12 protein-coding genes and 1 pseudogene are annotated in these 14,465 nt (G+C 42.6%); 5 read left to right on the top strand and 8 right to left on the bottom strand.

Annotation, left to right across the window (positions count from 1 at the left end; genetic code table 11):
* Positions 1-331 precede the first annotated feature (331 nt).
* Positions 332-1,000: a peptide-methionine (S)-S-oxide reductase MsrA gene (gene msrA, locus IQ246_RS23490; protein WP_194005744.1), complete on the top strand. Its 669-nt coding sequence runs from the start codon at positions 332-334 to the stop codon at positions 998-1,000.
* Between the two features lie 140 nt (positions 1,001-1,140).
* Here the strand turns inward: msrA and IQ246_RS23485 are convergent.
* The 5 genes and pseudogenes from IQ246_RS23485 to IQ246_RS23465 all read right to left on the bottom strand — a co-directional run.
* Positions 1,141-1,563, bottom strand: a pseudogene (locus tag IQ246_RS23485) (serine/threonine protein kinase); the annotation flags it as partial.
* A gap of 260 nt (positions 1,564-1,823) precedes the next feature.
* Positions 1,824-2,903 (bottom strand): dTDP-glucose 4,6-dehydratase, encoded by a 1,080-nt coding sequence (rfbB, locus tag IQ246_RS23480; RefSeq protein WP_194005742.1) that lies wholly within the window; start codon positions 2,901-2,903, stop codon positions 1,824-1,826.
* A gap of 56 nt (positions 2,904-2,959) precedes the next feature.
* A complete protein-coding gene (locus IQ246_RS23475) occupies positions 2,960-3,958 on the bottom strand; it encodes a glycosyltransferase (protein WP_194005741.1) in 999 nt (332 codons plus the stop codon).
* A gap of 121 nt (positions 3,959-4,079) precedes the next feature.
* Positions 4,080-4,781 carry a DUF6391 domain-containing protein gene (locus IQ246_RS23470; protein ID WP_194005740.1) on the bottom strand — a complete coding sequence of 234 codons (702 nt, stop codon included), beginning with the start codon at positions 4,779-4,781 and terminating at the stop codon, positions 4,080-4,082.
* A gap of 571 nt (positions 4,782-5,352) precedes the next feature.
* The gene (locus IQ246_RS23465; RefSeq protein WP_194005746.1) at positions 5,353-5,616 is read right to left on the bottom strand and encodes a helix-turn-helix transcriptional regulator; all 264 of its coding nucleotides are present in this window, start codon (positions 5,614-5,616) and stop codon (positions 5,353-5,355) included.
* Between the two features lie 489 nt (positions 5,617-6,105).
* Between IQ246_RS23465 and IQ246_RS23460 the strand changes: the two genes are divergently transcribed.
* On the top strand, positions 6,106-7,083 hold the full coding sequence (locus IQ246_RS23460; RefSeq protein ID WP_194005739.1) for a carbohydrate kinase: 978 nt from the start codon (positions 6,106-6,108) through the stop codon (positions 7,081-7,083).
* Positions 7,084-7,355: 272 nt separating this feature from the next.
* Here IQ246_RS23460 and IQ246_RS23455 read toward each other — a convergent pair whose 3' ends face one another.
* Positions 7,356-7,838, bottom strand: coding sequence for a gluconokinase (locus tag IQ246_RS23455; protein WP_194005738.1), 483 nt, complete (start codon positions 7,836-7,838; stop codon positions 7,356-7,358).
* A gap of 399 nt (positions 7,839-8,237) precedes the next feature.
* Between IQ246_RS23455 and IQ246_RS23450 the strand changes: the two genes are divergently transcribed.
* The 3 genes from IQ246_RS23450 (at position 8,238) to IQ246_RS23440 (ending at position 12,751) form a co-directional block, all read left to right on the top strand.
* The gene (locus IQ246_RS23450) at positions 8,238-10,598 is read left to right on the top strand and encodes a PhoD-like phosphatase (protein WP_370588537.1); all 2,361 of its coding nucleotides are present in this window, start codon (positions 8,238-8,240) and stop codon (positions 10,596-10,598) included.
* Positions 10,599-10,918: 320 nt separating this feature from the next.
* Positions 10,919-11,665, top strand: a complete 747-nt coding sequence (locus IQ246_RS23445; protein WP_194005737.1) for a dienelactone hydrolase family protein — start codon at positions 10,919-10,921, stop codon at positions 11,663-11,665.
* 543 nt (positions 11,666-12,208) lie between these two features.
* A complete protein-coding gene (locus IQ246_RS23440) occupies positions 12,209-12,751 on the top strand; it encodes a DUF4334 domain-containing protein (protein WP_194005736.1) in 543 nt (180 codons plus the stop codon).
* Between the two features lie 267 nt (positions 12,752-13,018).
* Here IQ246_RS23440 and IQ246_RS23435 read toward each other — a convergent pair whose 3' ends face one another.
* The gene (locus IQ246_RS23435; protein WP_194005735.1) at positions 13,019-13,576 is read right to left on the bottom strand and encodes a phycobiliprotein lyase; all 558 of its coding nucleotides are present in this window, start codon (positions 13,574-13,576) and stop codon (positions 13,019-13,021) included.
* A 68-nt stretch (positions 13,577-13,644) separates the two neighbouring features.
* The gene (locus IQ246_RS23430) at positions 13,645-14,325 is read right to left on the bottom strand and encodes a HEAT repeat domain-containing protein (protein ID WP_194005734.1); all 681 of its coding nucleotides are present in this window, start codon (positions 14,323-14,325) and stop codon (positions 13,645-13,647) included.
* Positions 14,326-14,465 lie beyond the last annotated feature (140 nt).

The following is a 14,465-nucleotide window of genomic DNA, read 5'->3' as shown; positions in this document are numbered from 1 at the left end:
ATCTTTATTACTTCTTCTCCATGCCCCATGCCCCATTCTCCATTCCCTGTCTCTACGAGTCAGTTCACGAATCAAATCGGATTACCATAGCACATATCTGTGTTGTGTCAGTCTCCGAAAAGTTTTAGCATTTATGAAATCTAGAGCTTTTGTATACGAAGCGATCGCAAGGTTAGCTAGTTGCTCTGAAAGTACAAAAAAAGTTTCCTATTCTGCATCAACAATTTAGTTGCTCTACTTACGTTATTGAGGATTTCGAGAAAATCCCAAGCGATCGCTAAAATCTTTACAATATTAAATAAGGTAAAGATGTATATCAGAGTAAGAATCAATGGTGCTATTTGGATTTGGTAAAAAACAGGTTATGCCTACTCCTGAAGAAGCTTTACCAGGAAGGGCACAGTCTATACAGATACCCGCTCATCACTATGTCAACAAGAATCCCCTAAAACCACCTTATCCCGATGGATTGGAAAAGGCGTTATTTGGTTTGGGCTGTTTTTGGGGTGCAGAACGTAAATTTTGGCAACTTAAGGGAGTTTACGCCACCGCAGTAGGTTATGCTGCTGGGTTCACGCCTAACCCTACCTATGAAGAAGTGTGTAGCGGACGAACTGGTCACAACGAAGTGGTGTTAGTTGTGTTTGACCCTAAAGAAATTAGTTACGCCGAACTACTGAAAGTCTTCTGGGAAAGCCACAACCCCACCCAAGGAATGCGTCAGGGTAATGACACTGGCACTCAGTACCGTTCTGGAATTTACGTGTATTCCGAAAGTCAAAAGCAGCTAGCAAAAGCATCATGGGAAGCTTATCAGCAAGCTCTCTACAAATCAGGTTATGGCGAGATTACCACAGAAATCTTGGATGCACCTGAATTCTACTACGCAGAATCTTACCATCAACAGTACCTAGCTAAAAACCCCAATGGTTATTGTGGCTTGGGTGGTACAAACGTTGCTTGTCCTGTGGGTGTAATTGAATCTCAAGTGAGTAGTTAGAACTGGAGTCAGGAAGTGGAGAAGTGGGGGAAATACTTGTCGTTTAAGGGAAAAGGGGAAAGAAAAACCTTTAACCCAAACCCACTAACCTTTTCCCCAAACCAAATTCCCAGTTGAAAATACTCCTGACTTACTTCTGTTTACAATGCAGATTTGAGCAAAGCGATCGCCCAAGTCCACAATGCAATACTAATAGGTGCTCCAATGAGGACACCGGCGATCGCCCAGCCCCTTTGATGGGCTTTGAAGTGCTCAATACTGCGCCACTGTCTACTTTTCCAAGCCCATTCATTGCCCTTTGCACCGAGAGCGATCGCCATTACCCAGCCAATTTGGGGTACAAAACAGAATAGCCCAAACCATACTTGATTAGTCCACAACCATAACCAAGGTAATAGAAATGCTCCCCAATTCCACCCCATAATTTCTTCTGGGACAGCTTCAGTGTGATTATTGATTCCGCATCCAGAATTGTTGGTGACTTCTTTTAATGGTAAAAGCTGATTCTTGACAGGTTTGATAGCAAGACCAGATTTGAGAGCATCTAACGCTTGGCGAGCAGTACCGCCAAAAGCCAAAAGTTTAACCACAACTAAGGAATTCTCTGCATCGGAAGCTCGTAAATCCGTTGCTAGCCAAGTTTGACGAATTCCATTATTGCCGAGTTGGCGTTGGATTTGATAACGCTCTTGTAATATCTGCTCTGCTTGCAGCATCTGACACCTGCTTGCAATTTACGCTGATCTAATTTCCTTACTATTCAAGGATAGACATTATCTAGCGAGACTGTAGGAGGGATATAATCCGAGAACCAAACTTAGTGTCAACGATCATTTGCAGATTGAAGATAATTTTGGCGGTAGAAAGCTTGGTATTCCGCAGACAAAAGAGTTTCCCACCAATCACGATGAGTGAGATACCATTCAACAGTTAAACGTAAGCCCTCAGCAATTGTGACTGAAGGCGTCCATCCAAGTTGATTTTTTATTTTGTTCGCATTAATTGCATATCTCCGGTCATGTCCTGGTCTATCTTTGACGAAAGTAACTAACTGCTTTGAGGGACAAACTGGTAAGTCAGGTGCTAATTCATCTATTAACTGGCACAAAATCTCTACTAGATTGATATTTTCCACCTCATTGTTCCCACCAATATTGTAAGTTTCCCCTGGTTTACCTTGATTAATCACCACATCTAAAGCATGACAATGATCGCCTACATAAAGCCAATCTCGTACATTTTTCCCATCACCATAAATTGGTAATGGCTTACCCATTAAGGTGTTGATACACATTAATGGAATGAGTTTTTCAGGAAATTGATAGGGCCCGTAATTATTAGAGCAATTTGTGATGATTGTCGGGAGTTTGTAAGTATGGTAATAAGCACGAACTAAGTGATCACTGCCAGCTTTCGAGGCTGAATATGGACTATTAGGAGCGTAGGGTGTTGTTTCACAAAAAGCTGGCTCATCTGGGTTCAGACTACCGTAAACTTCATCAGTAGAAACGTGCAGGAAACGATAATGAGACGGGTCTGATTTTGCCTGTAAATGTTGCCGAAAAGCTTCTAGGAGGGTGAAAGTTCCCACCACATTGGTTTGCACAAAAGCGGCTGGTTTGAGAATTGAGCGATCAACATGAGATTCAGCAGCAAAATGGGCGATGATATCAATATTTTCTGTTGCTAATAACTGTTCTATAACAGAGCGATCGCAAATATTCCCTTGTACAAACCGAAAATTTTCTCTTCCTTCAAATAGCCCTAAATTACAACGATTTCCAGCGTATGTAAGAGCATCCAACACTACCACTCGGTCATGTGGATAAACCTGACACCAGTGATGCACAAAATTTGCCCCAATAAACCCCGCACCCCCTGTTACTAATAACCGCCGACTCATGAACTTCCTCTCTTCTTTGTGTGGTTTATCAATCTTTCTCACACCGCACCACAATATTAATCATTGAAGTATTTTTTATTCAGCTTATCGTATATCCTTCGCGCCATTAATTTTGCCACACGTATTTTCGTCAAACTTTTAATATTGGATGGCTGCTGGATTTTGTGGTCAAAAAAATCATTTAATTCATTCACTATCATTTGGAAACGTTGAATAATATTTTCAGTTCTATACTCAGCCAAAAGCTCTTTATTAAATGATACCGATATTGAAAAATTAACCACTTTTAAAATACGTTTTATATCATATTCTTGAGAATATCCGGCAATTTTATAACAATTAAATCCCGGATCTAAATAATCAGACAATCCACCATTGACACTAGAAAAGACTTGACAACCGCAGGCGATCGCTTCCATTGGTTGCAGTCCAAATCCTTCACTCACACGCTGTTTCGCCCAATATTCAGCAGAATCATAGAGATAAACCTTAGTCCTATTAAATAATCCAGGTAAATCTTCTACATAGGAATCAACGACAAATACTTTACATTTGTTTTGCAACGCCGGAATCAATTCTTTAATTAAATACTCAGAAGATTTGCGAGTTTGAACTAAAACATCAATATCTCGCTCAATATGTAAATTTTGAAATTCATCAGCAATTTGATTAGGCAAATAATAAATCAGAGAATTGGGTGATTTTTGTCCCCAATATCCCATTGTATTTCGACTCACACTAATAATCGGAATACTCGCAGGTAGCATGAACGGATAACCTGCACTATGGGCATGGTAAACTACGTTGTATAATTTGAGCCTAGTGACAAGTTTAGGAACATCAAATCCCCAGCTAATGACAAAAATTACATCATTTAAATTTTTCTCTTTTAGCAAATCATCTATGAAAAGCTTGTCTTTTTCTCGTTGACGATAAGTTACAACATCAGCACTACAAAAGTGCTGAGCAAGATTAACTGTTTTTAACTCTGCAAACAAGCCACCGCAAGCAAATTTGCCATCTGTTCCAGGGAGTAAGAAGTAAAGCTTTCTCATTAGACACTTTTTTTATATGAGTGGGGAGTGGGGGAGCAAAAGGGAAATGGATACTGACTCTTGACTCTTGACTTTTGACCCTTGACTCTTGACTTTTGACTTTTGACTCCCCTTCTTCTAATTAATTTTGCCAGCATACTTTAACAAAATGCCCCTGTCGTCCCCAAACGTCGCGTGTACGGGTAATATTTTCGATTGCTAGGTTAAAGGGAATGGCAGTTGTTAAGTAACGCTGCGCCACAGAACCTAAATCAGGTGCAAGTTCAGCTGCTGTCGTCGCTGCTAAGCCTAAACCTATCAGTTGCTCAATTGGTCGGAACGGTAGCAGAAGATGTACCCCCACAGCTAGTCCAGCTGTTAAGAGCATTGCTACTGATAAATTAGTGCCGCAACGGGGATGTATGGCCAAATCCCATTCTCCACTGGTTAGGCGATGTTGAGCAAGTGCGATCGCCCGCCGCAAATCACTAATATTGACTTCACCATAGAGGTAGAAGCCCTGTTCGGTAGATAAACCGCTTAATAGTTCGTTATCAACTTGAATATTAGTAGCCCCTAGTGGGAGAGGATAGACGCTTTTTGATTCACCCAGAACCCAAACAGTTGCGTGTTCCAGGGCGTGAACCTGTCGCAGCATCAAAATTTCTTTCAACCCTGGAATAAACGATAGCTGTTTGAGTAAATCAGCATCTTGTGTGGGTTGCGGAAAGTCCGTAAGTCGCTTTTCGAGGCTCGGAACTTTACCAGATAGAGGTATCGTCAAATCAAAACCAAAAAAGTCAAAGGCAGATGAATCACCTTTAGCAGAAGCAGAAGTATTCATAGGAACACTGCTCCCCAAGCCTATGGAGCAACATAGATTTCTTTCAAATGTAACGCTTGAGCCAGTGGATTGTTGCTAATTTTTGTTGATGATTCGTTGACAACAAAGTTAGGACGCTATATTCTCCAATAAAAATCTTTACGGATTTTGGCAATATGTTATTCATAAGGGCAGTTTCACCGACTTGAGAAACTGCTCGTTCCCCACTCTTGTTGTAGTAGGTTTTCTTTTCGTTTTTGTAAATGTCAGTTGGTACAGAGGAAATTTTCCATCAGTACTAATTATTTTTCCTAAAGAAACATAATAGTACCGATGGAAAGAAAACTGCTTTATCCAGAACCAATAGGTTAGTAATCTGTTCTGTAGCATTTTGAGAGGAATTCTGAATCTATAGCTTCCGCTTCTGAGAGTTAGCTGGCTCCATTAGCGTAAACTCCCACTAAGTGAAGGATGCGGAATTGGTAGAGGTAATCACACTGAAATAAAGGCGTGAGGAGAACAATTAGTAAATCTCAAAATTGGGTTTTCAGCATACCAGAGCAGATTAATCGCGTCGCTACTAGCAAATTGTTTATTCGTTCTGGTTAGGCAGAAGACAGCAGTTCACATCATTCAAACAGACTTTGCCCCACTGTAAAGCCCAGCGGACAAGAGCTACTCGATTTTCTGTCTGGGTCTTAGTCAGAATATTACTGATATGGTTATCTACTGTACGCTTGCTAATTTCCAGTTTTCCTGCAATTTCTTGGTTAGTTAAGCCAGCGGCCACTAAGTCGATAATTTGCAGTTCTCTGTCTGACAGACTAACAGGGGTCTGAGACTCGCCACCAGCCATAACTATTTCTATCCTCCCTTGGTATATGTACTTAATCACTCTTTCTAATTCTAGAAGATTCTTTTGTAGGTAGGGGTTTCAAGTGTTCACGGCAATACCATTATCAATATTTTCTTTGGATTTCAAATTGACAGCAATCTAAACCACACATATTTTATGTATTAAATAATGCAAATTAATGTGTATGTACGCCGTAAAATTATGGGGCATAAAAAACGATTTGCTAGAGCATACACATGATATGGCAGTAGTAAAAATTGCTATTTCATTCTATGAAGGACTGGCGACAAATGAGCAAAGATCATTGTAGATTTTATACTGGAAAATTATCATCCGCCGTAGGCGGGCTTCTTCCTTTGGGAGAGGTTCAGATCGCCCACCAAGCTTGTGTTCGCTCCTGGCGTTGGCAGAACCAGACGCCGAAAGTCGGCGCTCTGACTTGTTTCTGCACGCGACAGGCTCAACTTTTCGCAAAATCAAAAATCTAAAATGAGCAATCCCCGTGTTTTGTGCCTCGGTGAAATTTTGTTTGATTGTTTAGCCGATCAATTGGGGCTAAGCCTGGAAGAAGTTCAATCTTGGACTCCTTACCCAGGAGGAGCACCAGCTAACGTAGCTTGTGCTTTAGTAAAGTTAGGGACGCCAGCAGGATTTATCGGAGCAGTTGGTGAAGATGACCCAGGGAATGCACTGGTCAAGCTATTACAAGAAGTAGGTGTAGATGCTACGGGGGTGCAACGTCATCCCACAGCGCCAACGCGACAAGTTTATGTAACACGGGATTTAGCAGGCGATCGCACTTTTGCTGGATTTGGTCAGTATAACACCGCAGAATTTGCCGACACCCGCCTACAAGCCAAGAAATTGCCAAATTTGCTGTTTCAAGAGGCAGATTTTCTGGTTTTGGGTACTTTGGAATTAGCCTATCCTGAAAGTGAGCAGGCAATTCACCGCGCCCTAGAACTGGCAGAACAATACGACCTGAAGATAGTGCTAGATGTAAATTGGCGTCCTGTATTTTGGCAAGATTCAAATATGGCTCGCCAAAAAATTCAAGAATCATTGAAGCGAGTCGATTTTCTCAAACTATCCAAAGAAGAAGCCGAATGGCTTTTTGATACCTCCGATCCAGGAGCCATTACTTATCGCCTAGCTTCAGTTGAAGGGGTGCTGGTGACAGACGGCGAAAACGGTTGTGCTTATTGTCTGGGTGAAAACGAGGACAAATTACCTTCGTTTTCCATCCCCGTAGTCGATACAACAGGTGCAGGAGATAGCTTTCTAGCAGGGTTCATCCACCAGCTGAGTCAACATGGTATCCACAGCTTGCGGGATGGACAAACAGCAAAACGCATCGTGACCTACGCCAGTGCCGTTGGAGCGCTAACTACCATTAAACCAGGAGCGATCGCTTCTCAACCAACATCTGCTGAAGTCGAAGCATTTCTAGCCACACATCAACTTTAGAAAACATCACTAGACCTGAGTGGAAAATAGAGGCTGAAACAACGCAAAATCGTTCCAGCATCATTTTCATTGTTCCTTGTGAGCGCATGGGAAGCTTTAACGAAAGATGAAAAACGAATCAACCACAACCCTCGCGCTACCTTGCTCACTCCGTCAGTACGCCTACTTTTAGGAAACTAGATTGTTTCTTTTAAGGCATAACGAGTACCTTTCGTTAAAAGCTCACCTTAACCTTTAGCCAACATCTTGCAAAAATACCCTTTGCAAGATGTCTATGCAAAATATGTCTTGAGATAATCCACGATCATTTCTGGGGGATCAGAAACATCGGCACTTATAGCATCAGGTGGCTCTTCAAGGGCATCAAACTGGCTTTTGAGAAGTTTTTCGCTCATAAAGTGATTGTGGCGTTCTTGTAATCGATTTTGAATGACCTCAAAAGACCCTTTGAGGTAAACTAGCTTGATGCGATCGCTATCCAATAACAAAAACTGGCGATAGCTAGCTTTGAGTGCTGAACATGCTAACACTACATTTTTATCTTCTTGCAGCCACTGGGCGATCGCTCTTTGCAAATCTTGCAACCAGGGTATCCTGTCGGCATCACTTAGGGGAATACCAAGCCGCATTTTCTCAATGTTTGCTGGCGAATGGAAAGCGTCAGCGTCTTTAAATTCCCAGTGTAATGCATCCGCCAGCAGAAGCCCGATGGTAGTTTTGCCAGACCCAGATACACCCATTACCAGAACAATCATATTAATTTGGCACTAAAACGCGAAAATAAGAAGACTCTTTAGCGATCGCCTACTTATTGAAGCCTTAACTTGTTACCACAGTCAATTTATCCCATCAAACTGAGGTATGGGGTCATGCTATCTAATCAAACAATTTAGGGATCTAAACTTTGTAAGCTATGGATCACAACGTCTACAGTCTGGGATAATATGATAATTCATAAGATCAAAGGCAGAGTGGCTCGCAAAGCATTACTGTGTAAATGTTTCAACTCTCGGTTTTTATACATTAACTTTGCCTATTTCACTTCTAATTAGGCAAAGTTAAGCTGTGCTAGTACAAAATAATCAGGGTTTGAGCCGTGTCAGTCACATACTACAAGCTTTAGTTGTAGGCAATGTTGTACTAATTTGCCCACCATGACACGAACCCTCATCTTAGGTTTTGCAATGAACAATCAATCTGAGGACGAGTTTTTACAAGATCTACCGCTGATTTTAGCGGGGCCAATCCTACAACATGTTGAACCGGAATCTGTGACGGTCTGGATCGCACTCAAACAGCCTTGTCAAGTAGAACTTCAGGTTTACGAGACAACGAATGACGGTACAGTGTTAGGAAATTCTTTGTTAGAAGGAAGACGCTCTACAGTTGCGCTGGGAAAATCATTTCATATTATGGCAGTAACGGCTCAGTCTACGGGCAGACATCGCCTAACTAGCGATCGCATATATGCTTACGACCTCTTGTTTACTGACCAAACCTCCCATCAGCAATCTTTGCAGCAAGCCTTGTGTTCAAACCGCTTTCCCAATGTCAATATCAGCTATTTTGAACATCAAAAACCAACGTTTGTTCTGCCGCCCAGCCGTCTCCAAGATTTACGAATTGTGCATGGCTCCTGTCGCAAACCCCACGGTCATGGGTTCGATGCACTGCCCATTTTAGATTGCCTAATTGAGGAAGCTGCAAACCAACCAGAACAGCGTCCGCATCAGCTTTTTTTCACTGGCGATCAGATTTATGGAGACGATGTTGCCGCGCCACTATTGTGGGTATCTAGTATGCTTGGCGACGCGCTGCTAGGCTGGGAAGAACGGCTACCAGTCACTCAGAATAAACCTACAGATGTTGCGTATTACACACCCAAGCAATTACCTCCCGGACAACGAGTTGAAATTGCGACTTACCAAGCTGGCTTTACAGCCGGATTGCACAATAAAGATGCCAAAGTCGCTAGTCATCTTCTGGGTCTTGGCGAGTATTACGCATCTTACCTATTAGTTTGGTCGCCTGTGTGCTGGCCGACTACTTTCCCCAAAGGGCGCGATATGATGAGCGATCGCCAAACGCGTCGGCTATGGGATCGGGAAGTTCAAGAGATGCGCCAATTTATCCACACCCTCTGGAAAGTGCGACGCGCCCTCGCCAATGTTCCTGTGTATAGTATTTTTGATGACCATGATGTCAGCGATGATTGGAATCTCAATCAGGCATGGTGTTTACGAGTACTGGGACGACCTTTGGGGCAGAGAACCGTTCAAAACGCCCTGTTAGCCTATGCAGTTTCTCAAGCATGGGGCAATACACCCAAGCAATTTGAAGCTGGTCAACCTGGTGAAAAATTGTTGGCGGCTGCTCAGGACTGGTCTGCTTCCCAAGGTACGGATGTCGCAGCATATAATGCGATCGCCCGTTATGTAGGGATGCCACTTACCAACCCACGCACTAGCCTACCTGAGTTTGTTCAAGACGGTTCTATGTTGGTGCTAGAACGACATCCTGAAGCACTTATCTGGCACTACACGGTACGGAGTCATTGCCATGAAGTGATTGTTTTAGATACGCGCACATGGCGGGGCTATCCTGCCGATGACAAACCGACTGCGCCACCAATGCTGTTATGCCCCCAAGGCTTTGAGCAACAACTCTCTTTACCTCTACAACAAGCACCTCAGATTCAAGCCACATTAGTGATTGCACCTACAAATCTCTTTAGCTTAAAAGTAATTGATTGGATTCACCATTGGCAATTACGACGCGACAAAGTGTTTGCCGCTGATGTTGGAGATTCCTGGAATATTCATACTGAAGCATTGTCGCAATTTATAACTACTCTGTTTGAGCAACGCCAACAAGTTGTTGTTCTGTCTGGAGATATCCACTACGGTTCTGTTGTTCGCATGTCTTGTGTAGGCACTTCTCCAAATTCGCAAGCGCAATCTGTCTTAGTGCAGTTAACCGCTAGTGCTATGAAGAATGAAGAGACTATTACTCGGATCATCCATACACGATTGAAAGACTGGCTTTTACCGGAAAAGGTAAGACGGTGGATAGGATGGTCTAATCCACTCAATATGGTAGAACAAAAAGCCAGACAATCCCGCCCCCATCAGCAGCCACAAATGAAACCCGATTGGTATTGTGCATTGGAGTGGATTCCTCGACAAAACACTCGGACGCCTGACTTTGGAGCCAATATCCCGTGGTTAATCACTACCAAACAACAAGCAAGAAACGACAACTGGAAGTGGTTACAGCGGCTAATGTTCTGGAACTTACCCTGGTTTCAAGAGGGACGAGAAGTGGTTGGATTAAATAATTTGGCCCTAGTTAAATTTGAATTGGCAGACACCAGTAAACCTCATAAAGTGATTCAAGATTTGTACTGGTTTTCTCCTTGGTATCCTACCCAAATTGTTTATAGCCGTTTTGAAAGTCAACTTGTGCCTAATCAGTCTTTGTACGGGTTAGGAAGTACTAGTAAAGTTGAGCGCTGATAATCCGCAGGTAATGGGCAATAATTAGCTTCAGTCAGAGCAATTCTCATAAGCAGCGGCAAATTTATTTTGAACTGACATGTATTCAGCTATAAAATGAACATCTAAACACCAAAATGTAGTAATTAATACTATTTTTGGGTGACAGTCAAGGTACATTTATTCGGTGCAATGGAGTGTCAAGGGTGCATTTGCTAAATATACAGATAGGATTTAGCTTGTTCAACGCGGTGAAACAGATTGATTCGCTTTGCAAAAATAGCAAGAGCGAAAACGAGTGGCGAAGCTAATCAAAGCAAGCACCAGATGGAGACAGAACAGTGCAAATCACCAAACGCAATGTCGAGTTGAGAGTAAACGACAGTTTAATGCGTGTTTATGTAGCGGCTCCCAAAGCAACAGGAGTTTACCCAGGCATTCTGTTTCTTAGTGATATTTATCAGTTAGGTGGTGCAATGATTCGTCTAGCTAACTACTTAGCAGGATATGGCTATGTAGTGGCAGCCCCGGAAATTTTCCACCGAACTGAGCCAGTTGGTCTAGTTATTGAGCCAGACGACATTGGACGGATGCGGGGTAATGATAATGCTCGTCAAACTCTAGTAGCTGATTATGATGCTGATTGCCATGCCGTGATTGAATTTCTTCAAACAGAAAGTTCAGTTTCTCCAGAGCAAATAGGTACTCTCGGCTTTTGCATTGGTGGACACTTAGCTTTCCGGGCAGCTTTCATGAGTGAAGTGAAAGCAGCAGTCTGCTGCTATCCTACTGGGATTCCCAGTGGCAAGTTGGGGAAGGGTGTAGCTGATACAATCCAGAGGGTGAGTGAAATCAAAGGTGAGATGCTAATTGTGCTCGGTACTCTTGACCCGCATGTGCCGGAAAATGACCGTAAAATCCTAATTGAAGCACTTGAAAATGCTAGGGTATCTCACCAAATTCTTTTGTATGAAGCAGAACATACCTTCATGCGCGATGACGGTTATCGCTACGATTCTGCTGCTGCTACCTCTGCTTGGTATGAAATAGTAGGTTTCTACTCGTCACATCTAATTTCCCAAAATTAAGACGCTGACTGATTAGATAAACAACAAAAGTATTCGATTCCATGTTGCTTTCTCTTCCCTTTTTTGTATTTGCAGATAATCCATAAAATACAGGACTTACGCAAGTGTCATATTTTTTTCGTTGAGGTTGTCCAGAGTCAAAGGTCAAAAGTCCAAAAAACCTTGATTCTTGAACGCCACTTGCTTTAAGTCGGCAGAGCCGCCCAACGCAGTGGCTCCCCTTGACCCTTGACTCTTATACCAGAATCCTTGTGTGCCAGTTGCGTAAGTCCTAAAATATTATTCTTAGTTAAGAATGAACATGGATAGAGAACGGAGGCGGCATATCATGAACGACTGGAATTTGCCTTGGGAAGGCGGATGCCGTTGCGGACAGATACGGCTTCAGGTGAGTGCCCCGCCTCTGGTGAGCGGGATAAGGGGGAACGCGTTAGCAGTGCAAGGCTGTACGCACATCGTCGGGTCGATCACATAACGAGAAAATGAGCATTACAGGCTTGGTTTTGGCATAATTATGGATACATGGATACAAGGACAACAATAATGGAAACATTAGAAGACTGTCAGCTGATTCTGAAAACGGGTAAAACTACGACACAAAGAGCTTTACAATTGTTTGACACTCTTGAACCAGTGAATTTAGACTTTATGTTGGGTCGTTGGCAAGGGTCTGGACTGCATACAGATCATCCAATGGATGGTTTATTAGAAAGTTCTAATTGGTATGGCAAGGAATTTGTAGATGCGGAAAATGTTCACCCGTTATTATTTTTAGATAGTCAGGGAAAGATTTTTCAGGTTGCGCCTAATCCCAGTTTAATGAGCTGGGTTTTGAAATTGCCGATACCCAAAAATAATTCCCTCAAACCATTGCTGATGTTGATTAATTCTTTACTCAAAACCGATAAAAGTCAAGCCAGACTGCGAATGATGGAGTATAGAGAAAAAGTCACTGCTACGATGATTTATGATTATTTGCCGATCAATGATTCCTTTAAGAAAGTAGATGAGAATACTGTATTAGGAATTATGGATTATAAAAATTTACCTCAACCTTTCTTTTTTGTTCTCAAGCGATGCCTTTAGCCTTTTAAGTCGGCTCTGTTTCGCTAGGGTGCGTCATCAAATCAACCAGATTTAGATCCGGACGTGCGCCTTTGGGTGTGTTAGGTTAACCCTGATTTTTAAGCATTTTCATAGTCCTTTTCGCCTATACTCATCTCAAAGGGTCTGCGGCTAAAACGCATATCTTGCCGCGAGATTAGAGTAAGTTATATATTGGCTTAGGAACGAGTCACACATGCGTTTGCCCTGTGATTCCCCCCAGAAAGGGGGGTTTATTAAATAGCAACACTAACTCGATGCTGAATTAGCTGTTTCGGAAGCTTTCGCAGCTGGTGGAGAACCACCCATGCGAATCTCAGAAGTGAAAGAAGCTACACTAAAACCGTCAGAACGCTTTAGAACACTCGTCCGCATTCGCAAATTGGGACTAGCAAACCACAGGCGCTCCTCAGACCAGATGGTTCCATACTCTGTGGTTAAGGTCAAAGCATCATCGCTGTCTATTTTATAGCGTCTGACTACTAGGGTTTTCTCGGCATGATCCATTTGCCGCAGTAACTTGCCTTCAGTAGAATTATCTGCATCAGGTATTGAAACTAATACAGTATAACCATTGGATTTTTCTGGTTCTGTGCCGTTCCAAGTAACTCTAGCGCCACAAGATGCTGAATCAGGAGCAATTTCGTACATTTGACACAGTTTGATCACCTCTGGATGATCTACTGCTAACGTTTCAATGATGATGTCTGATTTGCCATGTTCAAATTGCTTGTCAGCCAAATGGTGACTAGTACGATGGGAAAACCATTTACCTGCACTCAACTGAAAAAATTCTTCAATATTCATGAATGAAATTACCCTGCATCAAAATGCTAAAAACCCCACTTATTATTAAAAGGTAGCAGGATCTGATGTTAAGCTTGATTGCCTGTTTCCTCAAGTTTCTTAAGAGAAAACCTCGCTGCTTCAGCAACGTGGTTGTGGTTGTCTTTTTCTAAGTATTTTAAAGCAGAGATACTCTTGGGAGTAGGAAGATGTCCCAAGGCTTCTGCGAGGCGTTGTCGCACTAACCAATCATCTGATTGAGCAAACCGCAGGATATGATCTACCGAATCAATGTCTTGAATTTCTCCCAAAGCAGAGATTGCAGCTTGTTGCAAGACTACTTCTTCGCTATCCAAGGCTTTAATGAGGATTTCGTGGGCGCGGGGGTCTTTAATGTTGCCTAGAGAAACGGCTGCGCTAAAGCGTACTAACCAATCAGTATCTTCATAAAACGCCCGTGACAGCACCTCAAAGGCTCTGGTATCACCTAAATATCCTAAAGCTCCTGCGGCATCAGCGCGAATACCATAATCTGGGTCAGTTTCCAAAATTCTCACCAAAAGCGGGTAAGATTCTTCCGTAGGCTTGATTCCCAGAGCAAATATTGCCATGGAGCGTAGTTGCAAAGATTCATCGTCCAATACCTTTTTAATCAAAGGTACTGCGTCTTCAGGAGAAACGTGACGCAGATTGGCAAGGGCTACCATGCGATCGCGTAAATTCGGACTTTCTAACTGAGTAGAGATTTCCTGTAAACTGAGAGCGGTCATTTAGTTCAATTAGTGTTTTCTTTACTTATCTTTAATTTACCTGATTCGTCCATCAGGCTGTCGCCATACCGAAGTAGCATTTTGGTGGTGTTAAGGGATGGCTCGATTATGCTACAAGGGGATGGGGCATGGGGCATGGG

This window comes from aff. Roholtiella sp. LEGE 12411 (assembly GCF_015206995.1).
GTDB lineage: Bacteria > Cyanobacteriota > Cyanobacteriia > Cyanobacteriales > Nostocaceae > Komarekiella.
This window is presented reverse-complemented; position numbering and strand designations above follow the sequence as displayed.

Coding starts and splice junctions, on each gene's coding strand:
- rfbB (WP_194005742.1), bottom strand. CDS start 2,903: ATGAGTCGGCGGTTATTAGTAACAGGGGGTGCGGGGTTTATTGGGGCA.
- IQ246_RS23465 (WP_194005746.1), bottom strand. CDS start 5,616: ATGGCTGGTGGCGAGTCTCAGACCCCTGTTAGTCTGTCAGACAGAGAA.
- IQ246_RS23475 (WP_194005741.1), bottom strand. CDS start 3,958: ATGAGAAAGCTTTACTTCTTACTCCCTGGAACAGATGGCAAATTTGCT.
- IQ246_RS23430 (WP_194005734.1), bottom strand. CDS start 14,325: ATGACCGCTCTCAGTTTACAGGAAATCTCTACTCAGTTAGAAAGTCCG.
- IQ246_RS23435 (WP_194005735.1), bottom strand. CDS start 13,576: ATGAATATTGAAGAATTTTTTCAGTTGAGTGCAGGTAAATGGTTTTCC.
- IQ246_RS23460 (WP_194005739.1), top strand. CDS start 6,106: ATGAGCAATCCCCGTGTTTTGTGCCTCGGTGAAATTTTGTTTGATTGT.
- IQ246_RS23450 (WP_370588537.1), top strand. CDS start 8,238: ATGACACGAACCCTCATCTTAGGTTTTGCAATGAACAATCAATCTGAG.
- msrA (WP_194005744.1), top strand. CDS start 332: ATGGTGCTATTTGGATTTGGTAAAAAACAGGTTATGCCTACTCCTGAA.
- IQ246_RS23455 (WP_194005738.1), bottom strand. CDS start 7,838: ATGATTGTTCTGGTAATGGGTGTATCTGGGTCTGGCAAAACTACCATC.
- IQ246_RS23440 (WP_194005736.1), top strand. CDS start 12,209: ATGGAAACATTAGAAGACTGTCAGCTGATTCTGAAAACGGGTAAAACT.
- IQ246_RS23470 (WP_194005740.1), bottom strand. CDS start 4,781: ATGAATACTTCTGCTTCTGCTAAAGGTGATTCATCTGCCTTTGACTTT.